A 26583-nucleotide genomic window follows, 5' to 3' on the forward strand; every position below is an offset into this window, starting at 1 on the left:
CCCGGCCCGGCCCGCTCACCTGTTGAGAGCATGTCCAAACCATTCCGCGTTGGTCCATAGTGGACCGTGGACGTGATCAGCGGCCGACCGCCACGGCCGGCGAGCGAAAGGGATTCCGCCGTGCGTCGCTCTCCCGCCCGGCTTGTCGCCGGCGCCGCGCTGGCCGCCACGCTGGTGGCCGGCTGCGGTACCGGCCCTTCGGGCAGCCCGGAGTCCTCCGGGGCGCCCCAGGCGATCGGCCAGAACGACATCAACCCAGTCAACCCGAGCCGGCTTGCGGACGGCGGGGAGCTGAAGTGGCCGGTGGAGGATTACCCGGCGCAGTTCAACATGCTGCACGCGGACGCCACCAACGGTGACATTCCGCCGGTGGTGCAGTCGATGATGCCCACTCCGGTGATCTCCGACGCCGCCGGGACCTGGTCGCCCAACCCGGCGTACCTGGAGTGGTTCCAGCTCAGCTCCACCAACCCGCAGAAGGTGACCTACCGGCTCAACCGGGCCGCGCACTGGTCCGACGGCACCCCGATCACCTGGGACGACTACCGATCCCAGTGGGCGGCGGTGAACGGCAGGGACACCAGCTTCCACGTGCTGTCCACCGCCGGTTACGCCAACGTCGTGGACATCGCTCGCGGCGCCGACGACTACGAGTTCACCGCCACGTTCAGCCCCACCTACGCCGAGTGGAAGAACCTGTTCCAGGTCCTGTACCCGAAGTCGATGACCGGCGACCCGGACGAGTTCAACCGGGGCTGGAAGGACGCGCCCAAGCTGACCGGCGGGCCGTTCACGGTCGGCCGGCTGGACCCGACGGGCAAGACCGTGACCGTGGTCCGGGACCCCGGCTGGTGGGGCGAGAAGCCCCGGCTGGACCGGATCGTGTTCCGCTACGTCGGCAGTGGCCAGCAGGCGGTGGACGCGCTGGCCAACGGCGAGTTGGACTTCACCGGCGTGGCCGCGGACATCAACGTCTACCAGCGAGCCCGGGCGCTGCCCGGCATCGTGCTGCGCCGCGCCACGCTGCCCAACTACCGCACGATCGTGTTCAACGGCAGTGGCAACTCCATCGTCGCCGACCCGGAACTGCGCAAGGCGATCATGCGCGGCATCGACCGGGTCTCGATCGCCAGGGCGCTGGCCGGGCAGCTGCTGCCGGACGCCGAACCGCTCGGCAATCACCTCTACGTCAAGGGCTTCCCCGGCTACCAGGACAACTCCGCGGTGGTGTCGTACGACCCGGAGGCCGCCCGGCGTCGGCTGGACCAGCTCGGCTGGCGGATGGACGGCCGGGTGCGCCGCCGCGGCGGCGTCGAGTTGCGCATCCGGGACGTGGTGCCGGCCGGCACGGCGGCCAGCGTCCAGGAGGCGCAGATGGTGCAGAAGCAGCTCCGGGAGATCGGCGTGGACGTGCAGGTCCAGACCGTGGACAGCCACGGTTTCTTCGACCAGCACGTGGTGCCCGGCGACTTCGACATCACCCATTTCGCGCAGATGGGTACCGGCTCGCCGGTGACCGACGCGCTGTCGTCGTTCACCGTCGGCCCGCAGGCCCAGCAGAACTACGGCCGGATCGGCGACGACCGGATCAACAGACTGCTCAACGAGGCCGCCGGCGAGCTGGACGACGCCCGCCGTTTCCAGCTCCTCAACCAGGCCGACCAGGAGCTGTGGAACCTCGGCCACTCGCTGCCGCTGTACCGGCGGCCGTCCATCGTGGCGGTTCGGGACAGGCTCGCCAACTTCGGTGACGTCGGCCTGGCCAGCGTCGCCTACACCCGCATCGGCTGGCTGCCGTGACGCATCTGCCGGGCCGGGCAAGCCGACGGGCGGATTCCGGGCCAGCCTCCGGGTCTACCGGCCTGCCCGCGCATCCGCCGGCTCGGGCAGAGTAGGGCCGTGTCCGGCCTGATCCGATCGCTGTGCCGGGTGCGGGCCGTGCGGCACGGCCTGGTCACCACCGCGCTGGTGCTGGCCGTCTGCGCGGCGGTGGCCGGGCTGTCCGCCGCGTCGTTCGCCGCCGCGACCGCCGAGCTACGCACGCTGACCGCGCGGGCGCAGGCGGAGGTCACCGCGGCCGCCCCGGCCAGCGCCCGGGTCGCCTGGACGCTGCCGGACGGCCGGGCCGCCGTGGCCACGGTGCCGCTGGCCGGGCACCCGCTGAGGCCGGGCACCCGCACCGAGGTGGCCTACGACCCGGCACGCCCCGACCACGCCGTGATCCCCGGCGCGGCGTTGCTCGCCGGGGCGGACCGGGCGGCCGGCGGCATGGCCTTCGCGGCCGTCGTCGCGCTCGCCGTACTGGCCGTGTCCGGATGGCGGCTTTCCTCCCGAGCCCGGCTGACCCGCCGGCCGGCGACCACATTGCCGGTACGGCGGGTCCGCGTCCAGCGCGGCCTGATCACCCGGTCCTGGCTGGAAACCGAGCGCGGCCCCCGGCGGTGGGTCCCGGTCTACTTCGATCCGGCGCTGGTCGCCCTGCCCTCCCCGGCCACCGTGCGGGTGTTCGGCGATCCGGCCGTGCACCGGCTGGTCGCCGCCCAGGTGGGTGATGTCACGTTGTACCCGTCCGGTGCCGTGGTCCGCGCCGAGCCGCGCGGCCGGCGCACGGACAACCCCGCGCGTCCGGACGAACATGCCGCGCAGCGCGGCGAGGAGGTGGTCACCCTGCGCCGGCAGTGGCGGGCCGACGCCGCACTACTGGTGCCGGCACCGTTCGTCGGCCTGTTCTGGTCCTATCTGGACGGTAGCGGTGCCACCGGCTGGTTGGGCGCCACCGTGGTGACGGCCGTGCTCGCCCTGTGGTGGGCCGCGATCCGCGGCTCCGATCCCTCCTGATCGGCCGGCACGCGTAGAAAAACGGGTGCGGTCCGCCCACCACGAACGGACCGCACCCGGTTCAGTAGCGGGGACAGGATTCGAACCTGCGACCTCTGGGTTATGAGCCCAGCGAGCTACCGAACTGCTCCACCCCGCGTTGACGAAAACCAGACTACTACACACCGACCTGGCCTCGATCACCACCCCCAACCGGCCCCACAACCAGGCACGACCGTAACCCGGCCACCCAACCGCACCCACCCGCGGGGGTCCGGGGGCCTGCCCCCGGGCGGGGCGTGGGGGTCGCACCCCCACAAAAAACGCGGACGAGACCCCTCCGCACCTTCCGCGCGACGACCACCCAACCGCACCCACCCGCGGGGGTCCGGGGGCCTGCCCCCGGGCGGGGCGTGGGGGTCGCACCCCCACAAAAAACGCGGACGAGGCCCGTCCGCGCTTTCCGCGGACAGACCTCGCCCACCTCGGTAGCGGGGACAGGATTCGAACCTGCGACCTCTGGGTTATGAGCCCAGCGAGCTACCGAACTGCTCCACCCCGCGTTGGTGTCATCCACTCTACGGGCCGGTGACGCCGGTGTTCAAACCGGGTGGCCAGCACGTGACATGAATCAAACGCTCACCGGCTCGGTGTCGGCGTGGGTGCGGCCGAGGACGGCGCTCCGCCGGAAGTCCTGGCCTGCTCGAACCGCCTGGTGGCGTCGTCGAGGTCCTTGTACGCCTGGCCGAGCGCCACCCAGTCACCGGCCTGCTGTGCGGCCTTGATCCGCTGCAGGGCGGCCTGGATGTCGTTGACCGCCTGCGCGAGGTCCGGGCTGACCTGGCCGGAGCTGGGCGGGTTCGAACTGCTCGGCGGTGCCGGCGTGGTCGCGGGGCCGTTCTGGCCGGGGTTGGCGGCGTCGCCGGCTCCGGCGCCGAAGACCTGGTCCAGCGCACCCCTGAGGTCGGGGGCGAAGCCGACCGTGCCGCCGAAGCTGGCCAGTACCCGGGAGAGCTGCGGGTACGAGGTGGCCGCGTTGTTGCTCTGCTCGACGTACACGGGTTCCACGTAGAGCAGCCCGCCGTCGACCGGAAGGGTGAGCAGGTTGCCGTAGACGACCTTGGTCTGCTGCTGCCGCAGCTGGTTGAGCGTGATGCTGACCTGCGGCGAGGTGATGAACTGGGTCTGCATCTGCTTGGGGCCCGGCGTCTGGCTGTCGGTAGGCAGCTGCAACACGGTGATCTTGCCGTACCCGCCCGGGTCGCAGCCGACCGTGACGTAGGCCGACATGAAGTCGCGCTTCTGGCTGACCAGCGGGCTGGTCAGCTGGAACGACGGGTTGCCGCCGCCCGTCCCGCCGGCCAGCACGTAGTACGGCGGCTGCTGCTGGGTCTGCGCCTGGATCTGCTGCTGCGTGGTCGGGCTGTCCGCGGTCGGGTCGCTGGGCACGTCCCAGAACGACACGTTGGAGTAGAACTCCTGCGGGTTGGTGACGTGGTAGCGGGCGAGCAGCTCGCGCTGCACCTTGAACAGGTCCTCGGGGTAGCGGAAGTGGTCGCGCAGCGACTGCGGGATCGCGCTGGACGGCCGCACCGTGCCGGGGAACACACCCTGCCATGCCTTGAGCACCGGGTCGCTGTCGTCCACCGAGTACAGCTTCACCGTGCCGTCGTAGGCGTCCACGGTGGCCTTGACCGAGTTGCGGATGTAGTTGATGTCGGTGTTGGCCTGCTTGCGCACGCCGTTGGCGGGCAGCGAGTCGTTCGTCGCCCCGGCCAGCGAGGTGAGCTGGGAGTACGGGTAGGTGTTCAGCGTGGTGTACCCGTCGACGATCCACTGCACCCGGCCGTCGATCACCGCCGGGTAGGGGTCGCCGTCGGTGGTCAGCCACGGCGCCACGGCCTTGACCCGGTCCCGCGGATCCCGGTTGAAGATGATCTTCGAGTTCTGCCCGATGGCCCGGTTGAACAGGATGTTGCGCTCGCCGTAGTGGGCGGCGAAGACCAGCCGGTTGAACCAGTTGCCGATCGGCACGCCGCCGGCGCCGCCGTAGGTGAACTGCCTGGTGTCGGTGTCGTACTCGGCGGGGGCCTGGCCGGGGTTGCCGCCAACGATCGCGTAGTCGTTGGACAGCACGCCGTAGTAGATCCGGGGCGGCGTGTTGACCGGGATGTCGCCCTGGATGACGTTCCCGTCGGTGCCGATCTCGCTCGCCGTGAACACCGGGTAGCCGCCCTGGCCGCCCGCGGTGTCGGTGGTCTGGTTGATCAGGTTGGCCTTGGCCGCGACGAACCCGTTGCCGTGCGTGTAGACCATGTGCCGGTTGATCCAGCTGCGCTGGTTGTCGGCCAGGCCTTCGGTGTTGATCTCCCGGACGGCGACGACGTAGTCGCTGGTGACGCCGTTGACGGTGTACCGGTCGATACCGAGCTTCGGTGGGAAGCCGTAGAAGTTCTTCCGCTGCTCGCGCTGCGTGAACGCGCCGGAGACCACGTTCGGGTCGAGCAACCGAATGTTCGGGATCGTGCTCTGGTCGGCCTTCACCTCCTGCGGGGACAGGTTGGCGCGGCCGGCGTACGGCTCGAACTTCACCTTGTCGGGAGTGAGGCCGAAGGCGCGGGTGGTCGCGTCGATGTTGCGCTGGATGGCCAGCGACTCCTTCTGGTTGGCGTTCGGCGCGACGGAGAACTGCTGCAGGATCGCCGGCCACGCAGCGCCGACCAGCAGGCTGGACAGCATCAGCAGCACCGCGGCGATCGCCGGAAGCTGCAGGTTGCGCAGGAACGCGCCGGCGAAGAAGGCGATCGCGCAGAACACCGCGATGCACAGCAGGATCAGCTTCGCCGGCAGCACCGCGTTGAGATCGGTGTAGCTGGCGCCGGTGAAGCTGTCGTTGCCCTGGGAGAGCAGCGAGGAGTGCTGGGAGAGCAGCAGCGAGTACCGGTCGAAGTAGTACGCCACCGCTTTGAGCAGCACGAACACCCCGGCGGTCACGGCGAGCTGGGTGCGCGCCGGGGTGGACAGCTGACCGCCGCGGCCGGCCAGCCGGATGCCGCCGAACAGGTAGTGCGCGACCAGCCCGCCGAAGAAGGCCAGCGCGACCGCGACGAACAGCCAGCCCAGCATCCAGCTGTAGAACGGCAGCTGGAAGGCGTAGAAGCCGACGTCGTTACCGAACTGCGGGTCGGTGACGCCGAACCTGGTGGCGTGGAAGAAGAGCTGGGCCTGCTGCCAGTTGCCTTGCGCGGCCGCGCCGGAGATCAGCCCGACGATGACCGGCAGTCCGATGCCAAACAGCCGCAGCCGGGCCACCACCGCGGCGCGGTACCGGGACACCGGGTCGTCCGGTCCGGACACCGGCACGAACACCGGCCGGGTGCGGTACGCGACCACCAGGCTCACCGCGAGCAGGCCGCCGACCAGCACGCCCACCGCGAGGAACAGCAGGAACCGGGTGACCAGCACGGTGCTGAACACCGACCGGAAGCCGACCTCGCCGTACCACAGCCACTCGACGTAGCCGTCCAGCACCCGCGAGCCGAGGATCAGCGCGGCGAGCACCGCCACGCCGACGATGAGCAGAATGCGACTGCGCCTGGACAACTTCGGCAGTCCGCTCGGAGGCCGCACGGCCACGGGGCACGCTCCTGGATCCACGGTGTTCCGGCGACGGCCTTCCGCGCCGCGGAGGACCGTCCTTGGTGTTCAACTCTACGGACGGCGGTCAGGGTTCCCCGGCGGTCCCGCGATAACCGCCTTTCGGCTTTGGCCGGTTACTCCCGGTGGGGCGGGCCGTACCACCGGATGGGACGATAGGTGGCGTGCCTTCCGCCGAAACCCCGCGCAGCTCGTCCCCTGCCCTGCCCGCGGTCGCCCGCGAGGTCGAGGACTTCGTCTCGGCCGCCGGCTGGGACCAGGCACCGCAGCTGTTCGCCCTGGTCCCCACGGCCGACCTGCTGGCACAACAGCCCGACCTGGCCGACAAGCTCGACACCGACGCGGTACTGACCCCGGTCGCCCAGGAGCCGCTGCCGGATCGGGACCTGGCCGAGGTGCTCGGCGGCATCGTGTGGCCGGAGGCGGTGTCCGGCTGCGCGCTGGCCCAGGAGATCGTGGTGCTGCCGCCGGACGCCGAGGAGGAGTTGGCCTCCACCGCGGAGGACACCGAGCGGGTGCTCCGGTTCGCTGCCGAGCACCCGCGGCGGCGGGAGGCTCGGCTGGTGGCGGCCGTGCTGCGGGACGGCTCCACGGCGTGCGTGCTGCGGCTGCGCGGCGACGCCGACCACCCGGACGAGATCGTCGAGCACCCCGAGCTGGCGCCGAACCTCACCGCCGCGCTGCACCAGACGCTTCGTCCCTGACGGTTCAGCAGCCGGGGACGGGTTGGCCCGCCTTCAGCGCTCGCAGCTCCTGCACCGCGCCGGCCAGGTCGTCCACCTTCACCAGGCGCAACCCCGACGGGGCGTGCGCCTTGGCCTCGGCGCAGTTCGCCGCCGGTACCAGGAACGTGGTCGCGCCACCCTCCCGCGCGGCGATCATCTTGAACGGAATGCCGCCGATCGGGCGGACCGTGCCCTTGCCGTCGATCTCGCCGGTGCCGGCGATCGACTGGTCGCCGTCCAGCTCGTCCGGGGTCAGCTTGTCCACGATGGCCAGCGCGAACATCAACCCGGCCGAGGGACCGCCCACGTCCGACAGGCTGATCTTGATCTGGAACGGCGCGTCCGCCCGGTCGACCGGGGCGATGCCGAGGAAGCCCTGGGGGCGGCCCTCCCGCTGGGCCAGGGTGACCTCGGCGGTCTGCTCGGGCGCCCCGTCGTGCTGGAAGCGCACCGCCACCCGCTGCCCGGGGCGGGTGTCCTGCAGCGCGGCCAGCACGTCGTCGGCCGTGGCCACCCTCCGGCCGTTCACCTCGGTCAGCCGGTCACCGGGGGCGATCACGTGGTCGGCGGGGCTGCCGGAGACCACCTGGCTGGCGATCACCTTGCTCGGGTAGCCGAGGTAGCGCAGCGCGGCCGCCTCGGCGTTGGTCTGCGAGTCCTTGAACTGCTGCGTGTTCTCCTGCTGGATCTGCTGCTCGGACTCGCCCGGCTTGTAGTACTCCTCCCGGGGCGCCAGCGCGTAGCGGCCGCTCGCCCACAGGCCCAGCGCCTCGAACAGGGTCACGTCGTCGGTCAGCGACACCGTGGTCATGGTCAGGTGCCCCCTGGTCGGGTAGGTGCGCTGACCGGTGATGTCCACGACCTGGGTCCCGTTGACGCTGCCGAGGGTGTCGTAGGTCGGTCCGGGTCCGAGCGCGACGTAGGGCACCCGCGCGAATCCCGCGAGCAGCCCCAGTGCGGCCACGATCACCAGGCTGATCAGCAGGGTCCAGGTACGACGACTCACGGTCGGACAGCGTACGGCCGTGCCCTGTGGGACCGACGTGACCTCTCCGGTACGCCGGCCGGCCGCGTTCGCGCAGAGCACAGTGCCTGTTCGGAGAGCTGGTGACCGGGGCCGCTCGCGGCGCCCATGCCGCGTACCGTGGAGGCATGACCGATTTGCCGTTCGGGTTCGGCCCGGAGAACCCCGACGAGCGCGGCGAGGGCAAGCCATCCGAACCGGGCGGGAACCGGCCCGGACAGCCGGGCTCCGGTTTTCCCGGTGGCATGCCGGGCGGCTTCGACGTCAGCCAGCTTGGCCAGATGCTCACCCAGCTCGGCCAGATGCTCAGCCAGGCGTCGCCGTCGAGCGGGCCGGTCAACTACGACCTGGCGAAGCAGATCGCGGTTCAGCAGCTCACCGGGAAGCCGGCGGCCACCGAGGAGCAGGGCAGGGCCGTCGCCGACGCGGTACACCTCGCCGAACTGTGGCTCGACCCGGTGACCACGCTGCCGGCCGGGGCGCGCACCGCGCAGGCCTGGTCCGCCCGGGACTGGGTGGAGGGCACCCTGCCCACCTGGCAGCGACTGTGCGACCCGGTCGCGCAGCGGGTGTCCGGCGCCTGGGTGGAGGCGGTGCCGGAGGAGGCCAAGCAGGCCGCCGGTCCGCTGCTGTCCATGCTCGGCCAGATGGGCGGGATGGCTTTCGGCTCCCAGCTCGGCAGCGCGCTCGCCCAGCTCGGCAGCGAGGTGTTGGCCTCGAGCGAGGTGGGCCTGCCGCTCGGCCCGGAGGGCACCGCCGCGCTGCTGCCGGCCAACATCGAGGCGTTCACCAGCGGCCTGGAGCGGCCGAGCAGCGAGGTGCTGGTGTTCCTCGCCGCCCGCGAGGCCGCCCACCAGCGGCTGTTCACGCACGTGCCGTGGCTGCGGCAGCGGCTGCTGGCCACCGTGGAGGAGTTCGCCCGGGGCATCAAGGTGGACACCTCGGCGATGGAGCAGCTCGCCGGGCAGATCGACCCGACCAACCCGGAGTCGATCGAGCAGGCGATGCGGTCCGGCATGTTCGAACCGCAGACGACGCCGGAGCAGAAGGCCGCGCTGACCCGCCTGGAGACGCTGCTCGCGCTGGTCGAGGGCTGGGTCGACGTGGTTGTCGCGGACGCGGTCAACGAGCGGCTGCCCGGTGCCGAGGCGCTGCGGGAGACACTGCGCCGGCGGCGGGCCAGCGGAGGTCCGGCCGAGCAGACCTTCGCCACCCTGGTCGGCCTGGAGCTACGGCCCCGCCGGCTGCGCGCGGCCGCGGCGCTGTGGCGGCTGGTCGGCGACCAGCACGGCGTCGAGGCGCGCGACCAGGTCTGGGCCCATCCCGACCTGGTGCCCAGCTCGGATGACCTGGACGACCCGATGGGGTTCGCCGAGCGGCTCGGCACCGAGCCCGAGGCGCTGGAGGACCCGATCGCCGAGCTGGAGCGCGAGGAGCGCCCGAAGGACCGCGAGGACGGCGAGGAGGGTGGCGACTCCGCCGCGCAGTCCTGAACGCACCGGCTCGCCGCACCCGGGACGGCCGACCCCGCTGGCGGCTACCCCGGAGGCTCGCGTAAGCCTGCTCACTCCTCCTCGTCGGTGGTGATCCGCAGACCGGCCGCCGCGGACAGGCCCTCCAGGTAGCCGATCGCCCGGTCGGTTTTCGGGTACTGGCGTACCAGCCGCCAGAAGTCCTTGCCATGTCCGGGGACCAGTAGGTGCGCCAGTTCGTGCACCAGGACGTAGTCCAGAACCCAGGCGGGCACGTCCCGCAACCGGTCGCTCACGCGGATGGTGCCCTCGGCCGGTGTGCAGGAAGCCCAACGGGTGCGCATCGGGGGAACCCAGCGCACGCTCGACGGCACCGCCCTGCCGCCCAGGTAACGCCCGGTGAGCTCGTGACACCGGATGAGTAGTGCCTCGTCCGAGGCCCGCGCCGGGGAGCGGCGCCGGGTCTCGCTCTTCTGCAGGCGGCGGAGCATCTCCGCCACCCAGTGTTCCTCCTCGGCCCGGGACATCCGGGCCGGCAGCAGGACGACGACCGTGTCGCCCTCCCGATACGCACTGACGGTGTTGCGTCGCCGGCGACTCCGGCGCACCTCCACCTGAGGTTTGGCCACGGCGTTCACGGTAAGGCCAGAGACCGACGGTTCGGGCGGAATCCGGTAGCACAACTGGTGGGTGAGCCCGACCCCACTGATCGGTGAAGCCACGGACACGCCGCACGCTCGGCCCGGCGAGCAGGGCATTCTCACAGGTAGCGTGCGCCGCGGGCCACGCGCGACGGCCGAGCCGGGCTGGACGCGCCCTGTCCCGAACGGTGGGCGTATCGACGAGCAAGGGAGGCTGCCGTGGCCGAGACCTACAACGGCTACTGCGTCAAGTGCCGGGAGAAGCGGGACTTCGTGGGAATGGTGGAGGAGACCAACGGCCGCCGGCTGGCCAAGGGCACCTGTCCCAAGTGCGGGACGAAGATGACCCGCATCCTCGGCAAGGCCTGACGGCGGTGGGGGCACACGCCGGCACGCGCGGAGCAACCGCACACGCGAGCACCGAGCGTGGCGGCTCCGTGGCTGTCAAGCCCCGATCGTGACCTGTGGATAGTCGACGCCACCTGTGGACAACCGTTCGCGAGTCAGGGCCGCCCCGTGCCAGGCTGCGGCCATGAGGACGAGCGGACTGCACTACTCAGCGGACCAGGCCGGTCCACTCAGCCGGCCGAGGGTGTTACCCGGGCTCGCCGTGCTGCGCCGGGCACCGGACGAGGTGCAGGTCGGCACCGATCCGCGGCACGCGGTCGTCATCGGCGGACTGTGCCCGCCGCTGGCCGATCTGCTCACCACCCTGGACGGCCGGCACACACTGGACGAACTGGTCCATCACGCGGCCGAACGGGGCGTGGACCGCTCGGCCGTGCTGGAACTTCTCGACGCGCTGGCCACGGCCGGGCTGCTGGACGACGCGGCCCCGTCGACACGGTCGGCGGCCGGAGCCCCGGGCCGGCTGACGGCCGACTCGACCACCTGGACGCTGCGCACCGGGCATCCGCGCGCCCGGGTACCCGATGTCCGCCGGGAGTCCGCGGTGGTCGTGCACGGCGACGGCAGGCTGGCGGTCGCGGTGGCCGTGCTGCTCGCGGCGGCCGGTGTGGGCCGGGTGCAGGTGGCCGCGGCCGGCGTGGTGCAGCCCGAGGACACCGGCTGCGGGTATCTCGACTCCGACGTGGGCCGGCCCCGCCGGGAAGCCGCGAAGGCGGCGGTGCGGCGCGCGGCCAGCGGCGCGGACGGTCGCGCACTGCCGCCGCACCGCCGTCCGGATCTCGCCGTGCTCGCCGATGCGGTGGTTCCCGACCCGGCGCTGGTCGCCGCCCTGGTCGCCGACCAGATCCCACACCTGGTGGTCCGCGCCCGCGAGGGCACCGGGCTGGTCGGCCCGCTGGTGCTGCCCGGCCGCACCAGTTGCCTGCGCTGTGCCGACCTCTACCGCACCGACCGCGATCCGTGCTGGCCGCGGGTTGCGGCCCAACTCGGGCATCGCCCGCAGCCAGCCGATCTGGCCACCGCCCAGGCCACCGCCGCGCTCGCCGTGGGCCAGGCCCTGCTCGCTCTGGAGTGGCCGAGGCACGGCACCCGCCCGCTGGTCTGGGACACCACACTCGAACTCGATCCGCTCCGCGCCGCGCTCCGACGGCGGCGCTGGCCACGCCACCCGTCCTGCTGCGGAGCCCACCGCGAACCCGCGCTGCACACCGCGCGTCCGGGCGACGAGGTACACGACACTGCATGAGGGTCGGTGATGCATGGACAATCATCGGCGTGACGGAGATCCCGCGCAGGGCCGTGCAGCGAACGGCAAGACTGGCAAGCCTCCCGCTCGGGGTCGCCGGCCGCGTCGTCAGCGGATGGGGTAGGCGGCTGGCCGGACAGAGCGCCGAAGAGGTCAGCGCCGAGTTCTCAGCCAGGACCGCCGAGCAGTTGTTCACCGTGCTGGGCCAGCTCAAAGGCGGCGCGATGAAGTTCGGGCAGGCGCTGAGCGTGTTCGAGGCCGCAGCGCCGGACAACCTCGCCGCCCCATACCGGGAGGCGCTGACCAAGCTGCAGACGGCTGCCCCGCCGATGCCGGCCAGGACGGTGCATCGGGTCCTCGACGAGCAGCTCGGCACCTCCTGGATCAAGCGGTTCGCCGACTTCGACGACGAGCCGGCCGCCGCCGCGAGCATCGGGCAGGTACACCACGCCGTCTGGCACGACGGCAGAGACGTGGCGGTGAAGATCCAGTATCCGGGCGCGGACCAGGCCCTGCTCGCCGACCTGCGGCAACTGTCCCGGTTCAGCCGGCTGTTCCAGGCGCTGGTGCCCGGCGCGGAGATCAAGCCGCTGCTGGCCGAGCTGCGCGAACGCATGGTGGAGGAACTGGACTACCGCACCGAGGCTGACCACGAGCGGGCGTTCGCGAAGGCGTTTGACGGGGACGACAAGGTGCTGGTGCCGCACGTCGTGGCGAGCGCGCCCAAGGTGATGGTCACCGAGTGGGTCACCGGCCTGCCGCTGGCCACCATCATGCGGGAGGGCGAGGTGGAGCAGCGCAACCTCGCCGGTGAGCGGCTCGCCGAGTTCCATTTCTCCTCACCGGCCCGGGCCGGGCTGCTGCACGCGGACCCGCACCCGGGCAACTTCATGCTGCGCGAGGACGGCCGGCTCTGCGTGATCGACTTCGGTGCGGTGGCCCGGCTGCCCGACGGCCTGCCCCGCACCCTCGGCGTGATGACCCGGCTCGCCCTGGAGGAACGCTCGGAGGAACTGTTGGAGTTGCTCCGGGCCGAGCACTTCATCCGCCCCGGCACCGAGTTGGACGCGGAGGACGTGCTCGCCTACCTGGCACCGTTCGCGGACCCGTTGCGCACCGAGCGGTTCCACTTCACCCGGCGCTGGCTGCAGCGGCAGGCGGAACGCATCGGCGACCTGCGCGGGCAGGACTTCCACACCGGACGGTTCCTCAACCTGCCGCCGCAGTACCTGCTCATCCACCGGGTGACCTTGGGGGCGACCGGCATTCTCTGCCAGCTCGGCGCCGAGTTCCGCGCGCGGGAGATCGTGGCGCGGTGGCAACCTGGCTTCGCCGAGTGACCGCACCGGCTCGCACCGCGCGCCGATGTGCGGTCGGCAATCGTTGATGCACGGATCGTGGTGCCGAGCAACCCGGACCGCCGAGTGCTCGTTCCGACAGACGTGCCGAGCAGCGATCTGTCCGGGTGTCGGGCGGGGCGCGACGACGATGTGACGCGCTGTCAACCGGTAAGGCCGAGTTGTCCACACCGTGAGCCCAACGCGGCTCACAGGCGTAGCCACTCACGCGGTTGTCCACAGACCCAGCGAACGGGGTTTTCTGCCGACTTGGCCGGCCGGAGGATCGACCCATGACGCACAGACCGCTCGACCTGGCGACGCTGACCACCCGCATACCCGACGGAGTGGCACGCAGCACCGAGTTACGCGCAGCCGGAGTGTCGAGCTCGGCCATCGAGGCACGCTGCCGGCCGGGCGGGCCCTGGCAGCGGCTGCTGCCCGGGGTGCTGCTGCTCAGCAACGGGGTGCCCACCCGCCGGCAGCTTCTCATGGCGGCCATCGCCTACGCCGGTCCCGGCGCGGTGATCACCGGAGTGGACGCGTTGCGCGCCGCCGGCATCCGGCAGCTGCCGCCGCCCGAGCAGGTGCACCTGCTGCTTCCCGCCGAGCGCCGGGTGAACAGCCACGGCTTCGTGCAGGTTGAGCGGACCACGCGGGTGCCGGACCCGGCAGCGGGCGGATCGGAGCTGCCGTTCGCCCCGGTCACCCGGGCGGTCCTGGACCTGGCCCGGCGCGAGCGGGACGCGGCCAAGCTGCGTCAACTGCTGATGGAGCCGGTGCGGCGCGGCCTGTGCACGGTGTCCGAGTTGCGCGCCGAACTCGACGCCGGCAGCCAGCGCGGCTCGGCCGCGCCGCGTGCCGTGCTCCGAGCCATCCCCGGCGGCGTGCGCTCACTCGCCGAGGGCTGGGCGCGACGGGTGGTGCGACGCTGCCCGATTCCGGAGCCGCGGTGGAACGTGCCCGTCCGCGGCGTGACCGGCGTCCTGCTGGGGGTGGTCGACGCGTGGTGGGAGGAGGTGGCGTTGGCCTGGGAGGTGGGTGCGCGGAGCTTCTCGGTGGCCTCGGAGGGGCTGACGGCGCAGCCGGCCCGGCACACCGCGCTGGCCGCCAAGGGCGTGGTCGTACTGCGCACCCCGCCGCAGCGCCTGCACGACGACCCGGAGGGGGTGTGCCGGGAGCTGGTCTACGCCTACCGGCGGGCCGCGCGGCGCACCCGGCCGCCGGTGCACGGCCTGCCCGAGCACCCCGCGGCACGGACGTGTTCCGGCGAACCGCCGGCCAGCTGACACGCGGTCGGCGACGGCTCCCAGCGGCGGCAACGCCTGCTGGGCGCCGATGTCACCAGTAGTCGGAGGGGAGCTTGCCCTCGATGTCGCGCACGTGTGTGCGCGCGCACTGCGGGCACAGCCAGCGCCGGAAACCGGGACCCTGCTCGACGACCCAGGTCAGTGCCTCGACCGGGTTCGCCGCCCGGTCCTGCCGCCGGCCACAGCGGGCGCACGTCGTCTCCACCACACGGCGAAGCTATCCGAATCCGGCGGCGCGCCGCGGATCGTCGCGTGCTCGACGACCGGATCGGGTATCACGCCGTCTCCGGTTCCGCCCGTCCAAGGTGGACGGTGTGCGCCTGGAGCACGAACACGTCGTCCCGCGCGCCGATCCAGGCGGGATCGTGCGGATCAAGCAGCCGGCGTACCGCCTCCCGGTCGTCCGCGTCGAGATGGTCGGCAGCGGTGTCGGCGACCATGGTCAACCAGTCGGTCACCGATTCGCGCACCGCCGCGCTGGGCGGCGCCGGATGGTCGACCAGGTAGCTGAACGCGGTGACGCTGCCCAGCCCCAGCTCGGCCAGCACCCGGTTCCAGCCCTGGGTCAGCCTGACCGATCCCGGGATACCGGCCCGCATCGCCTCGAACCAGGCGGCTCGGGCGGCGAGCAGCCGGTCCTGCAGCCCCGGCCGGCCGACGCCCACGTCCCACGGGAGGCACCGCCGCTCCAGGCCGCCCTCGGCGAGGGCCAGCCACCCGCCTGGAGCGAGCAGCCGGGCGAGCAACTCGGCGCCACGCCGCTGGTCCGGCAGGTGGTGCAGCACCCGCGATGCCCACACGAGGTCAGCGACCGGCACCAGGTCCAGCATCTCCTCGCTGGCCGCGTCGGCGCGCACGGTGCGCACCTCCACCTGGTTCGCGCCGGCCCGAGTGGCCGCGCCCGCGGCCACCTCGAGCAACTCCGGCACGGCGTCCACCAGCACCATCTGGCCGCCGCCGCGGCCACGCAATGCCCCGGCCAGCGCGGCGCTCATGCCCCCGGTACCGCACCCGACGTCGACCACGGTCGCGCCCGCGGCCAACCCGGCGGCGAGGCGCTCGGCCACCCCGCGTAGGGCGCCGCCCTCCAGGGCCTGCGCCCGCCACATCTCCGCGATCCGCGCCGACCAGTCCAAACCGTCATGGGTGTGCCCGGCCACCCACCAACCGTACCCAGGTCACCGTTCGCGGCCACCACACCGCGCCGGAGGCGGTCACGACCCCGTCATCGGCCTCCGGCGGCTCCCCATGCGGCGGCCACGTGCCTCGCCGACCGGCTACCGGCCGGCTCGCCCCGCGGTGTCACGGTGTCCTCATCCAGACGTTCGCGTTGTTCGGCCGCCCAATGCCGGCCCCCAAGCCCCTCACCACACCGACCGTTCACGCGGGCCTATGGCCCGCGCCCGCTCGGCGGTCCGAACAACGCTCACCGGGCCTCCGAACACCGTGACACCGCGAAGCCGTCCCCCTCCTACAGCAGGGCTGCGGCCCGGGCGGCACGCCGGGCGGCCCAGCCGGCCAGCCAGCGCCACCGGCGGGTGGCCTGGAGACGGCGGGCTAAGCGCTGGTCACCGACGGCCTCCCGGACCTCGCGCATTCGCGCCCTGGCCAGATCCTCGTACAACAGCATCGTCACGTTCTCCTTCGGTTTGCGGTGCGCGGTGATCAGTTCGCCGGCAGCCGATCGGCATCCGTTCATGCCGCCGCCCCCGTGAGCCCAGGCGCCGGGTTCCTCATGCGGCTGCCTCCTGCTTGCCCGACGGGCCCGAGTTCGCCTCCCGGGCCCGGTCCTCCTTGCGCGGCCGCCCCCTCGGCCGCTTGCGCGGGATGACGGCGCCGCGCTCGAAGATCTCGCCGCCCCAGACACCCCACGGCTCCCGCCTGGTCAGCGCGCCGGCCAGGCACTCGGCCCGCACCGGACACCCGGCGCATAGCTCCTTCGCCCGCTCCAGCTCGGCCGGTGACTCGGCGAACCACAGGTCCGGGTCGTTGACCCGGCAGGGCAGGTCGGCACCCTCGGCCGGGGCGGTGTCGAGCAATCCCGTGATCGCGGCCCCCTCGGCCGCGTCCCCCTCGGACAACGTTCCGCCGGGTATCGGAACGGTGGCGGTCAACATGTACTACTCCCCTTGTCTGGTCGAGCCTTGCCTGGTCGAGTCGGAAAAACACGAAGGCCGCGGACCCGATATGCGGTCCGCGGCCTTCGTGAGCCTCGTCGTCCTGACGGCGCAGTCAGGGACTTCGCTCCCGTGCGGACAGCACAATCTCGGTCGGGAAGATCGGTCGGATACGCGGGCCGGACGCCGCGACACGCTTCACGGTGGCGTGCCAGCCAAGCCGCACCTGCTGGGCCATCAGCCGATCGGCGAGCGGCGCCCCGGGCATGCCGGCAGACATACCAAGACCCCCGGGGATCCGGTGGCCATAGCGATCGTCGACGCGGCAGATCCTCATCGCTGGCCACCTCCTCCGGGCTCTCGTGGCGAAACCTTTCGGGCCACTCGGGCCCGGCTTCAGCAGGCTATTGCGCCCCAGGACAGGCCTGCAACAGGTTTTCCGAGTTTGCTCAGGAGTCAGCCGATCGGGGGCCTTCGCCCTGCACCAGAGCGAGCACATCGGGGCCGTACCGCTCCAACTTGGCCGCCCCGATGCCGGAGATGGACACCAGGCCGGAGGTGTCCGAAGGGCGCCGCTCGGCGATCGCCACCAGCGTGGCGTCGGTGAACACCACGTACGGCGGAACCTTGAGCTGGCGGGCCCGCTCACTGCGCCACGACTTAAGCCTGGCCAGCAACTCCTCGTCCACATCGGACGGACAACTCGGACACCGGTCGAGCTTCAGCGCGGCCGCTCCGACCAGTTGGTCACCACACACCCAGCAGCGCCGGTTGCCGTTCTTCGCCGCGCCACCGTCACGCAGCCGGGCGGTGGGCCGCGCGGCCGGATGATCCTCCGGAATCAGCCCGTAGAGGAACCGGCTCCGCCTGCGATGCCGGCGCCCACCGGCCGAGCGGGACAGCGCCCAGGACAGCCACAGGTACACCCTGGCACGGGTGGCGCCCACGTAGAGCAGCCGCCGCTCCTCCTCGATCGCGGCGTCGTCGCCGTCCGCGTGCTGGATCGGCAGCGTGCCCTCGACCAAGCCGACCAGGAAGACCGCGTCCCACTCCAGACCCTTCGCCGCGTGCAGCGAGGCCAGCGTGACCCCCTCCACGGTCGGCGGGTGCTGGGCGTCCGCCCGCATCTCCAACTCGGCGACGTAGCGGGACAGGTCGGCACCGTCCAGCGTGCCTGCCAGTTCCTCGGCCAACTCGACCAGGGCGAGCAGCGACTCCCACCGCTCCCGGGCGGCGCCACCGGCGGGCGGTTCCGCGGTCAGCCCCTGCCCGGCGAGCACCGCGCGCACCGACTCGGGCAGGTCACCCTCGGGTGGCGCGGACGCGGCCGCCCGCAGCGCGGCCACCGCCTGCCGCACCTCGGGCCGGGCGAAGAACCGCTCGCCGCCCCGCACCAGGTACGGGATGCCCGCCTCGGACAGCGCCTGCTCGTACACCTCGGACTGGGCGTTCACCCGGAAGAGCACGGCGATCTGGCTGGCCGGCACCCCGGCGTCGAGCAGTTCCCGGATCCGCCGGGCCACCGCCGCCGCCTCCGCCGGCTCGTCGTCGAACTCGGCGAACTGCGGCTCCGGGCCGTCGGCGCGCTGGCCGACCAGCCGCAGCCGGGAGCCGGCCGGCCGGTCGCGCGCGGCGCCGATCACCCGGTTGGCCAGGCCGACGACCTGCGGGGTGGACCGGTAGTCGCGTTCCAGCCGCACCACGGCCGCCCCGGGGAAGCGGCGGGCGAACTCCAGTAACGGCCGCGGCGAGGCCCCGGCGAAGGAGTAGATCGTCTGGTTGGCGTCACCGACCACGGTGAGGTCGTCCCGCTCGCCCAGCCACGCGTCCAGCACCCGCTGCTGCAACGGCGTGACGTCCTGGTACTCGTCCACCACGAAGCAGCGGTACCGGTCGCGGAACTCGGCGGCCACGTCGGCGTGCTGCTCCAGCGCCGCCGCGGTGTGCAGCAGCAGGTCGCCGAAGTCCAGCAGCCGGGCCTTGTTCTTCAGCTCCTCGTAGGCGGTGTAGACCTGGGCCACCTGATCGGCGGGTAGCGGGGTGTCCCGGTGCACCTTGGCCGTGGCCGCGGCGTAGGCGTCCGGGCCGACCAGCGACGCCTTGGCCCACTCGATTTCCCCGGCCAGGTCGCGCAAGGTCTCGCCGTCGGTGGCCACCCGCACCCGGTGCGCCGCCTGGCCGACCAGCCGCAGCTTGCTGCCCTCCACCAGCTCCCACGGCTCGTCGCCGACCACCCTCGGCCAGAAGTAGCGGAGTTGGCGCAGCGCGGCCGCGTGGAAGGTGCGCGCCTGCGCGCCGTGCACGCCGAGCGCGCGCAGCCGGGTCCGCATCTCCCCGGCCGCGCGGGCGGTGAAGGTGACCGCGAGCACCTGGCCGGGCGAGACGTGGCCGCGATGCACCAGGTAGGCGATCCGGTGGGTGATCGTCCTGGTCTTGCCGGTGCCCGCGCCGGCGAGCACGCACACCGGGCCGCGGGGCGCGGTGACCGCGGCGCGCTGCTCCGCGTCCAGTGCCGCGAGCAGCCGCTGCTCGATGTCGACCGGCCGTCCCGCGGTTTGCGCGCCCTCCCCGTCCATGCCTGGCATCCTCGCAGAGTCCGACGCGGCCGCGATGCACCCCACACCCATGCCCCGGCGGCGCGGTCGGGGTGCGCGGGCAGAACAAACAGAGCCGTATCCTGGCAAGCATGGCTGGCAAGCAGGACAAGGCGGCCGCCAGGGAGGCGGCACGCGCCAAGCGCGAGGAATCCCGGGCCAAGCGGGCGCAGATCTTCGAGGCGTTCAAGATGCAGCGCCGCGAGGATCCGCTGCTGATCCCGCTGATGCTGGGCGTGTTCCTCGGCGCGACCGCGATTGTCTTCCTGCTCGGCTTCCCCTGGCACGCGCAGTGGATGACGCTGCCGCTGGGCGTCGCGCTGGGCGTGCTCGGCGCGGTGGTGCTGTTCGGCCGGCGGGTGCAGAGCACCGTCTACGCGAAGGCCGAGGGCCAGCCCGGCGCCGCGGCGTGGGCGCTGGAGAACCTGCGCGGCGGCTGGCGGGTGTCGACCGCGGTAGCCGGCACCACCCAACTCGACGCGGTGCACCGGGTGCTCGGCCGGCCGGGCGTGATCCTCGTCGCGGAGGGCGCCCCCAGCCGGGTGAAGAACCTGCTGGCGCAGGAGAAGAAGCGGGTGTCCCGGCTGGTCGGCGACACGCCGATCTACGACGTGCTGGTCGGCAACGAGGAAGGCCAGGTGCCACTGCGGAAGCTGCAGCGGCACATCATGAAGTTCCCGCGCAACATCAGTTCAGCGCAGGTGGACTCGCTGGAGACCAGGCTGCAGGCGCTGAGCAGCCGCGGCGCCGCGCTGCCGAAGGGGCCGATGCCACAGGGTGCCCGCATGCGGAACGTGCAGCGGACCATCCGGCGTCGGTGACCCGCCTCAGCGGGTGCGCACGACCACCGTGCCGGTGGCCCGGTCGTGCAGCCCCCGATTGTCGGCGTTCCAGATGACGGCCGGCACGATGAGGAAAACCAGCAGGGTCCGCAGGGCGGCGCGGGGAATCCCGACCAGGCTGGCACCGTCCAGCCGGGCCACTCGGATGCCCAGCAGCGCCATGCCGGGCGTGAACCCGAAGACGCCCACGCCGGTCAGGGTGATCGCGAACCAGGCGAGCAGGCTCCAGTTCCTCGGCAGCTCGGGGTAGGTGAACAGGCCGGCCACGCCGGCCGACAGCAATGCGTCGATCAGCAGCGCCACCGCCCTGCGGCCGGTGGGGGACACCGAGTTCGGCCCGCTCTCCGGCAGTCCGAGGCGCTCGCCGCGCCAGCGCTGGCCGCCCTGCCCCGCCGAGGCCGGCGGCCCGGACAGCCACGAGCCGGTCCACCTACTCACCCCACCAGCGTAAGGCGGTCATCACCGACCGCCTCCGGCGAGGGCTCCGCAACACCAGCGCCCGACCCCGTTAACATCGGCGAAACATACGGGTGACGGTCGGGCAACACCCCGCTCTTAGCGTCGTCGCGCAAGGCCGGCTGCGCACCGCACCGACCCCGGCAATAGCGTGCACGGCGCCGGCAGAGTCGGCAATTCAGACATAAGGAGCCAGCGAGGGTGTTCACCAATCCCGACGAGGTCCTGCGGTACATCCGCGACGAGGACGTGAAGTTCGTCGACGTCCGGTTCTGCGATCTGCCGGGCATCATGCAGCACTTCACGGTGCCCGCCCAGTCGTGGGACGAGGACGCCATCAGCAACGGTGTCGCGTTCGACGGTTCCTCGGTGCGCGGTTTCCAGCAGATCCACGAGTCGGACATGCTGCTGCTGCCCGACCTCGCCACCGCCCGGATCGACCCGTTCCGCGCGGAGAAGACCCTGATCGTCAACTTCTTCGTGCACGACCCGCACACCCGCGAGGCCTACAGCCGCGACCCGCGCAACATCGCCCGCAAGGCCGAGCAGTACCTGTCCGAGTCGGGCATCGCCGACACCGCCTACTTCGGCCCCGAGGCCGAGTTCTACATGTTCGACTCGGTGCGCTTCGACACCACCGAGAACGCCGCCTTCCACGAGATCGACTCGATCTCGGGCTGGTGGAACACCGGCGCCGACGAGGACGGCGGCAACAAGGGCTACAAGGTCAAGTACAAGGGCGGCTACTTCCCGGTCCCGCCGACCGACCACTACGCCGACCTGCGTGACCGGATCGTGCTGAACCTGATCAACGCCGGGTTCAGCGTCGAGCGCGCGCACCACGAAGTGGGCACCGCCGGCCAGGCCGAGATCAACTACCGGTTCAACACGCTGCTGCACGCCGCGGACGACCTGCAGCTGTTCAAGTACATCGTGAAGAACACCGCCTGGCAGGCCGGCAGGACCGCGACGTTCATGCCCAAGCCGCTGTTCGGCGACAACGGCTCCGGCATGCACACCCACCAGTCGCTGTGGAAGGACGGCGAGCCGCTGTTCCACGACGAGTCCGGCTACGCCGGGCTGTCCGACACCGCGCGGCACTACATCGGCGGCATCCTGCACCACGCGCCGAGCCTGCTTGCCTTCACCAACCCGACGGTGAACTCCTACCACCGCCTGGTGCCGGGCTTCGAGGCGCCGGTCAGCCTGGTGTACTCGCAGCGCAACCGCTCCGCCTGCGTGCGCATCCCGATCACCGGCAACAACCCGAAGGCCAAGCGGATCGAGTTCCGCTGCCCGGACTCCTCCGGCAACCCGTACCTGGCGTTCGCGGCGATGATGATGGCCGGCATGGACGGCATCAAGAACAAGATCGAGCCGCCGGCGCCGGTCGACAAGGACCTCTACGAGCTGCCGCCCGAGGAGGCCAAGGACCTCAAGCAGGTGCCCGCCTCGCTGAACGCGGTGCTGGACAACCTGGAGAGCGACCACGACTTCCTGCTTGACGGTGGCGTGTTCACCCCGGACGTGATCGAGACGTGGATCGAGTTCAAGCGGGAGAACGAGATCGACCCGCTGCGGCTGCGCCCGCACCCGTACGAGTTCGCGCTCTACTACGACGTGTGATCGCATACCGGGTTTGACCTGGTAAAACGCCTGTTTGCGACCACCCTAGGCCGTCTACAGGCCGTCATAGCGAAAAACGGCCGGTTCCGCTGCCTATGCGGAACCGGCCGTTTGTCACTGTCCGTGACCACGGTTGTATCGTCGCAGCTCAACGGCCCAGTTGAAGGCGGCTCCCCTGCCGCAACCGGCGAGGAGGGACCAACGAGTACCTTCCCTTTAGCGTTCAGACCTCACCTCCGGAGGGGGACGGGACGGGTGGTACAAACGACGCCGCCGGACTTCGGCCAGCGCCTCGCCGAGTTCGGCTCGGCGAGATTTCGCGAACTGCGGCCGGGACAACGTCTGGTCCTCGAAACGTATGCCGAGCACCATGTCGACACCGCTGACCTCGCGATCGAGATGCCGACAGGTGAGGGAAAGACCCTCCTGGCCCTGCTGATCGCCGACTACGCCCTCGACCGCGGATGGTCGGTGGCCTACCTGACCGGCACGCGCCAGCTCGCCGAGCGGGTCGAGGACGAGGCTGACGCTCTGGGACTGGACGTCGTGCGCTTCGCAGCACGGGATTACGGCGGCGCCAAGCTCGACGACTACCACCAGGCCAACGCTGTTGGCGTGATGAACTACTGGGTCTACTTCAACAGCAGTCCGGTCCCCAAGCCTGCCGACCTGGTCATCTTCGACGACGCCCACCTTGCCGAGCAGCCGCTCAGCGGGCTGCAAACGCTGCGCATTCCAGACAAGCAAGGTGCCGCCCGCGAGCTCTACCAGACGATCTGTGAGCTGGTCGTCGCGCACACCGACGCCTACCCCGGCCTGCGGGCCATGCTCGATGGCACCGCCCGACTCGGTACACCACCCGAACTGTTGTCCTTTAGCGACTGGGCCGCGATCGCGGGTCCGGCACGCGACGCGATCGAGGCATCGCCCTTCAGCACCGAGGACGAGATCAAGTACGTGTGGCCCACCGTCCGGGACCATCTCGGCCAGTGAGGCCTCCTGATCGGCCCCTCCGGCATCGAGATCCGCCCCTACCATCCGCCGACCACGCTCAGCCCCTGGTACAGCCAGGCCAAACAGCGGATCTACCTGTCGGCCACCCTCGGCTCGATGGACGATCTCCAGCGGCGCGTCGGCGGCGGCCAGGTCACTCGCCTGACCACCACCGGGCCGCTGCCGCTCGGTGCCACGGGCGAACGGCTGCTGGTGTTGAACCCCAGCTCGGAACAGCCCTTCGAGCAGAACGTGCTCGGTTGGGCACTCAGCCAAGCCCAAGCCGCGGGCGGCCGAGCCGCCTGGCTGTGCGCCAGCCACGCTGAGGCCGACAGCCTCCAAGAGATCCTCGTCGCCGGTGGTCAGCAGGTGTATCGCCTGCGTCCCGGCGACGACGCGATGGTCGACACGTGGAGCCGAGTCGCGAACGGACACTTGGTGACCGCGGGCCGCTACGACGGCCTCGACCTTGCCGGCGACGTCTGCAAGCTGGTCATCATCACCACGGTCCCGCAAGCCAGCAGCGAGTTTGAGCGGTTTATCGTGGCCTACCTGGGTGACGCCAGCTTCATGCGCCACCGCGTCGGCCAACGGGTCACCCAAGCGCTCGGCCGCGCCAACCGCGATACCACCGACCGTTCCCTCTACCTTGGCTTGGATCCCACGTTCGCCCAAATGCTCGCCGACCCAGCCGTCCGCAAGTCGATTCCCGCTGGTACCGAACCCACCATCCGCACCGCGCTGGAGATCTACGATGAGGGCTGGGACGGCACCCTGCGCGCGTGCCACACCTTCTGGCGTAACCCACAGCAGTCCCCAGCAGCCGAGCAACCAGTACCACGGCGGAAGGCCCGCCCCGGCCGCAACACCGGCGGAAGCAGTGACGTGTCTAGCGCCGACGCGGAGGTGTCGGCGGTGACTGAACTGTGGATCGGCGACCACCGGACCGCCGCCAGCAAGGCACATGAGGCCGCAGCACAACACGCTGCCGCTGGCGAGACCGAGCACGCCGCGTTCTGGCGGTACGTCGAGGCCCACGCCCACTTCGCCCGCGGACGACCGCAAGACCTCGCCGTTGCCCGCGCAGCCTTGGAGGAGGCCACCGCGAACGGCCCCCGTACGACGTGGTTCCGCCGGTTGGCCCGCACGGTCGCGGACCTCGAAGGCTACGACCGTACCGCCGACGACACCGACCGGTTCTTCCTCGCGTGGGACGAGTGGCGCCGCGAAGCCGGTAGCAGGCTCGACCGTGCACTCTCCGCGGGTCGAACTCTGCTGGCCGGCAGCCACGACCAGCAGTGCGAAGGGCTGAGGGTCCTCGCTCGCCTGGCCGGTGCCAGTGGCGAACGCCCACCGAAGATCGAGCAGAGCGCCACCGACTGCCGCTGGACCTGGTCTACCCCGAAGCGCGCGGAACGCCGGGTGTGGGAGGTCAAGACCGTTCCGAAAGGTGAGCCGAAGCCGCTCATCCGCGGCGACGTGAACCAACTGCTGGGCCAGATCGAGGTCGAGACCAGGCGTTCGGCGAAGACCCGCGTCTACGGCTGCCTGCTTACCCCGGCGACCACGGCCAACGACGACGCCGCCGAGGCGGCCCACGACAAGATCGTACTGATCAACCACGGTGCCGCCATCCGCCTGTACGACCTGCTGGCTGCCCGGCTCCGGCAGTACGACGCTCTGTGCGGCGACGGCAACGCCGAAGCACGAGGTGACGCCCGGACCAAGATCGAGGCGCTCCTGCCCCACAAAGACGGCTGGCTGGGCAAGCTGCTCGCGCCATCGCGCGGCAGGCTCGTCACCGTCGACGACATCGTCGCAGTCTTCCCTTCGAGCTGATTTCCGGTGCCTGACGTGGTGCATCGCATTCGCCTGCCGTGGACGGGACTGTGCATCCCAGTCCACGGCGGCCATTAGCTCGACGAGGAGCTTTCCGTTCACGCGGCCGATTTCTCCGCGCGGTCGAGCAATTCCTTGCCGAGCCGCCGGAGTCGGCGTCGGACGCGGACTCCATATTTCTCGGGAAGCCCACACATCTCGGCCGCTTGCGCCCATGTGCATCCCTGCTCGGCCCAAACGACCGCCACCCGGTACTCATCCTCCTTCAATTTTCCAAGCACTCGGGCGACGCGATCGTCGCTCCAGCGTCCTATTCCAAGACAGACAATGTCCTCGACCTTTTGCGGATCGGCAATATGGTCACGAAGCTGGGGACTGTCGTCGTCAGTAACCGGAGACTGAATCTGACGGTCGAGATAGTCCACCGGCTTTCCGCACAATTGCGTCTCACCAAGGAGCCGCAGTGCACGGTGTTGCAAAATAGTTTCATTTCGCAGGCGATCGAGCAGGCCACGTCCACCCAGCGTGTCCCTGTCGTCAGGGTCAGGGTCGGGGTCGTCGAGTGACGCAAACAGCAGGGCATTGGCGGTCGCGTTGACCAGGCCGTCGGTTGGTTGGAGATTGAGCCAGTCCTCAGTGAACCGAGCGACCGCTTCTTTGCTGTCCTGCCAGGGTTGGTTGACTACCGCATCACGTGCGTGGAGGGCCGCCTGTCGGGCTTGTCGAGCAGCGGCGACAGCGCACAGCACGTCGTGTTGCCGATGCCGATTCAGTCGGCCAGGACGTTGCTGGAGTCCTTCAGCGGGCGCAAGGCCGTGGGCGACCTCCCCCCAACGGGACAGCAGGTCGGTGAGTTCCCTTTCCAGAACGCTGGCCGCTACAGGCAATACTTGATCGACAGACCCGACGACGGTCGGCTTGAGGTACCCTCGCCGCGCGCCAACAGGAGTCAGCCAAGCCGCAACATTGTACGTATCCGTGTCGAGCGGTCGAAATTGGTCGACACGATGTTCTGGCCGGTCCAGAAGCTGAGTGAGTTTCTCCGACGCCTTCCGCACGTCACGAATGGCCACTCCTTCAAGGACGGCCGCCGCAATGAGGTACGCGCTCGTAGCCGCCGCTGTGACATTCCGCGCCGATCCTTGGTCAAAGTGACGCGCCGGCAGTTCGTCAAACGATCTCGCACCGTCGTCCGAGTGCGCAGTGAGCCACTGGTATATGTCCGCCATCCACCGGGCGCCGGGGTTCAACGTTGGCTGAATGTTGTTCTTGACCTGGATGAGGACGATCGTCCCGTTGGGGTCTCGCCACATGATGTCAGCCCAAGCATCGACTGGGGTCTCGGTCATCGGTCCCTGAGCTTGACCCCGTTCTCCGGACACGTTGGGTGTGGTGTCAGCCGCCGTGGTGAGGCGACGTCTGTCGTGTCTCAAACTGGATGGGGCTGAGCATTCCAATGCTGGAATGCCGTCGTTTCGG

The 26583-nt window shown here is 70.9% G+C and carries 23 protein-coding genes and 2 tRNA genes; 12 read left to right on the plus strand and 13 right to left on the minus strand.

Annotated elements, in window-relative coordinates:
- The first annotated feature begins 120 nt into the window (after nucleotides 1-120).
- The gene (locus FFT21_RS23835; RefSeq protein WP_137816168.1) at nucleotides 121-1800 is read left to right on the plus strand and encodes an ABC transporter family substrate-binding protein; all 1680 of its coding nucleotides are present in this window, start codon (nucleotides 121-123) and stop codon (nucleotides 1798-1800) included.
- Between the two features lie 99 nt (nucleotides 1801-1899).
- Nucleotides 1900-2838, plus strand: coding sequence for a DUF3592 domain-containing protein (locus FFT21_RS23840; protein ID WP_137816169.1), 939 nt, complete (start codon nucleotides 1900-1902; stop codon nucleotides 2836-2838).
- Between the two features lie 65 nt (nucleotides 2839-2903).
- Here FFT21_RS23840 and FFT21_RS23845 read toward each other — a convergent pair.
- From FFT21_RS23845 to FFT21_RS23855, 3 genes are all read right to left on the minus strand, one after another.
- A tRNA-Met gene (locus tag FFT21_RS23845) sits at nucleotides 2904-2977 on the minus strand.
- Between the two features lie 329 nt (nucleotides 2978-3306).
- Nucleotides 3307-3380: transfer RNA gene (locus tag FFT21_RS23850), tRNA-Met, on the minus strand.
- 76 nt (nucleotides 3381-3456) lie between these two features.
- Entirely contained in the window at nucleotides 3457-6453 is a 2997-nt protein-coding gene (locus FFT21_RS23855) for a UPF0182 family protein (protein WP_137816170.1), read from the minus strand.
- 176 nt (nucleotides 6454-6629) lie between these two features.
- Between FFT21_RS23855 and FFT21_RS23860 the strand changes: the two genes are divergently transcribed.
- On the plus strand, nucleotides 6630-7178 hold the full coding sequence (locus tag FFT21_RS23860) for a PPA1309 family protein (protein WP_192909719.1): 549 nt from the start codon (nucleotides 6630-6632) through the stop codon (nucleotides 7176-7178).
- Nucleotides 7179-7182: 4 nt separating this feature from the next.
- Here FFT21_RS23860 and FFT21_RS23865 read toward each other — a convergent pair whose 3' ends face one another.
- Nucleotides 7183-8205, minus strand: a complete 1023-nt coding sequence (locus tag FFT21_RS23865) for a YlbL family protein (protein ID WP_225978702.1) — start codon at nucleotides 8203-8205, stop codon at nucleotides 7183-7185.
- A 146-nt stretch (nucleotides 8206-8351) separates the two neighbouring features.
- Here FFT21_RS23865 and FFT21_RS23870 point away from each other — a divergent pair, with 146 nt between their 5' ends.
- Entirely contained in the window at nucleotides 8352-9716 is a 1365-nt protein-coding gene (locus FFT21_RS23870; protein WP_137816172.1) for a zinc-dependent metalloprotease, read from the plus strand.
- Nucleotides 9717-9787: 71 nt separating this feature from the next.
- Here the strand turns inward: FFT21_RS23870 and FFT21_RS23875 are convergent, their stop codons facing one another.
- Nucleotides 9788-10324 carry a M48 metallopeptidase family protein gene (locus tag FFT21_RS23875; protein WP_137816173.1) on the minus strand — a complete coding sequence of 179 codons (537 nt, stop codon included), beginning with the start codon at nucleotides 10322-10324 and terminating at the stop codon, nucleotides 9788-9790.
- A 231-nt stretch (nucleotides 10325-10555) separates the two neighbouring features.
- On the opposite strand from FFT21_RS23875, the gene FFT21_RS29310 reads away from it, so the two are divergent.
- The 4 genes from FFT21_RS29310 (at nucleotide 10556) to FFT21_RS23890 (ending at nucleotide 14616) form a co-directional block, all read left to right on the plus strand.
- Nucleotides 10556-10705, plus strand: coding sequence for a DUF5679 domain-containing protein (locus FFT21_RS29310; RefSeq protein WP_192909717.1), 150 nt, complete (start codon nucleotides 10556-10558; stop codon nucleotides 10703-10705).
- A gap of 163 nt (nucleotides 10706-10868) precedes the next feature.
- A complete protein-coding gene (locus tag FFT21_RS23880) occupies nucleotides 10869-11990 on the plus strand; it encodes a TOMM precursor leader peptide-binding protein (protein ID WP_137816174.1) in 1122 nt (373 codons plus the stop codon).
- Complete coding sequence (locus FFT21_RS23885; RefSeq protein WP_137816175.1) at nucleotides 11987-13330, plus strand: ABC1 kinase family protein; 1344 nt, start codon at nucleotides 11987-11989, stop codon at nucleotides 13328-13330. The genes FFT21_RS23880 and FFT21_RS23885 overlap by 4 nt, the downstream gene beginning before the upstream one ends.
- Nucleotides 13331-13620: 290 nt before the next feature.
- Complete coding sequence (locus FFT21_RS23890; RefSeq protein ID WP_225978703.1) at nucleotides 13621-14616, plus strand: hypothetical protein; 996 nt, start codon at nucleotides 13621-13623, stop codon at nucleotides 14614-14616.
- 52 nt (nucleotides 14617-14668) lie between these two features.
- Here the strand turns inward: FFT21_RS23890 and FFT21_RS28955 are convergent, their stop codons facing one another.
- The 6 genes from FFT21_RS28955 to FFT21_RS23910 form a co-directional block, all read right to left on the minus strand.
- Complete coding sequence (locus FFT21_RS28955) at nucleotides 14669-14845, minus strand: hypothetical protein (RefSeq protein WP_153816578.1); 177 nt, start codon at nucleotides 14843-14845, stop codon at nucleotides 14669-14671.
- A 67-nt stretch (nucleotides 14846-14912) separates the two neighbouring features.
- A complete protein-coding gene (locus FFT21_RS23895; RefSeq protein ID WP_137816176.1) occupies nucleotides 14913-15797 on the minus strand; it encodes a class I SAM-dependent methyltransferase in 885 nt (294 codons plus the stop codon).
- 311 nt (nucleotides 15798-16108) lie between these two features.
- Nucleotides 16109-16273 carry a hypothetical protein gene (locus FFT21_RS28960; RefSeq protein WP_153816579.1) on the minus strand — a complete coding sequence of 55 codons (165 nt, stop codon included), beginning with the start codon at nucleotides 16271-16273 and terminating at the stop codon, nucleotides 16109-16111.
- 97 nt (nucleotides 16274-16370) lie between these two features.
- Nucleotides 16371-16754, minus strand: coding sequence for a WhiB family transcriptional regulator (locus tag FFT21_RS23900; RefSeq protein WP_137816177.1), 384 nt, complete (start codon nucleotides 16752-16754; stop codon nucleotides 16371-16373).
- A gap of 115 nt (nucleotides 16755-16869) precedes the next feature.
- On the minus strand, nucleotides 16870-17091 hold the full coding sequence (locus FFT21_RS23905) for a hypothetical protein (RefSeq protein ID WP_137816178.1): 222 nt from the start codon (nucleotides 17089-17091) through the stop codon (nucleotides 16870-16872).
- Between the two features lie 112 nt (nucleotides 17092-17203).
- A complete protein-coding gene (locus tag FFT21_RS23910) occupies nucleotides 17204-19330 on the minus strand; it encodes an ATP-dependent DNA helicase UvrD2 (RefSeq protein WP_137816179.1) in 2127 nt (708 codons plus the stop codon).
- Nucleotides 19331-19440: 110 nt separating this feature from the next.
- On the opposite strand from FFT21_RS23910, the gene FFT21_RS23915 reads away from it, so the two are divergent.
- On the plus strand, nucleotides 19441-20169 hold the full coding sequence (locus FFT21_RS23915) for a DUF4191 domain-containing protein (protein WP_137816180.1): 729 nt from the start codon (nucleotides 19441-19443) through the stop codon (nucleotides 20167-20169).
- 6 nt (nucleotides 20170-20175) lie between these two features.
- Here the strand turns inward: FFT21_RS23915 and FFT21_RS23920 are convergent, their stop codons facing one another.
- Nucleotides 20176-20628: an RDD family protein gene (locus FFT21_RS23920; protein WP_137816181.1), complete on the minus strand. Its 453-nt coding sequence runs from the start codon at nucleotides 20626-20628 to the stop codon at nucleotides 20176-20178.
- Nucleotides 20629-20847: 219 nt separating this feature from the next.
- Between FFT21_RS23920 and glnA the strand changes: the two genes are divergently transcribed.
- The 3 genes from glnA (at nucleotide 20848) to FFT21_RS23935 (ending at nucleotide 25104) form a co-directional block, all read left to right on the plus strand.
- Nucleotides 20848-22272 (plus strand): type I glutamate--ammonia ligase, encoded by a 1425-nt coding sequence (glnA, locus tag FFT21_RS23925; RefSeq protein WP_137816182.1) that lies wholly within the window; start codon nucleotides 20848-20850, stop codon nucleotides 22270-22272.
- Nucleotides 22273-22527: 255 nt separating this feature from the next.
- Entirely contained in the window at nucleotides 22528-23265 is a 738-nt protein-coding gene (locus FFT21_RS23930) for a DEAD/DEAH box helicase family protein (RefSeq protein WP_192909718.1), read from the plus strand.
- Between the two features lie 117 nt (nucleotides 23266-23382).
- Nucleotides 23383-25104 (plus strand): ATP-dependent DNA helicase, encoded by a 1722-nt coding sequence (locus tag FFT21_RS23935; protein WP_137816184.1) that lies wholly within the window; start codon nucleotides 23383-23385, stop codon nucleotides 25102-25104.
- A gap of 98 nt (nucleotides 25105-25202) precedes the next feature.
- Here FFT21_RS23935 and FFT21_RS23940 read toward each other — a convergent pair whose 3' ends face one another.
- The gene (locus FFT21_RS23940) at nucleotides 25203-26453 is read right to left on the minus strand and encodes a hypothetical protein (protein WP_137816185.1); all 1251 of its coding nucleotides are present in this window, start codon (nucleotides 26451-26453) and stop codon (nucleotides 25203-25205) included.
- Between the last annotated feature and the right edge of the window lie 130 nt (nucleotides 26454-26583).

Source organism: Gandjariella thermophila (genome assembly GCF_005405885.1).
In the GTDB taxonomy this organism is placed as follows: Bacteria; Actinomycetota; Actinomycetes; order Mycobacteriales; family Pseudonocardiaceae; genus Gandjariella; species Gandjariella thermophila.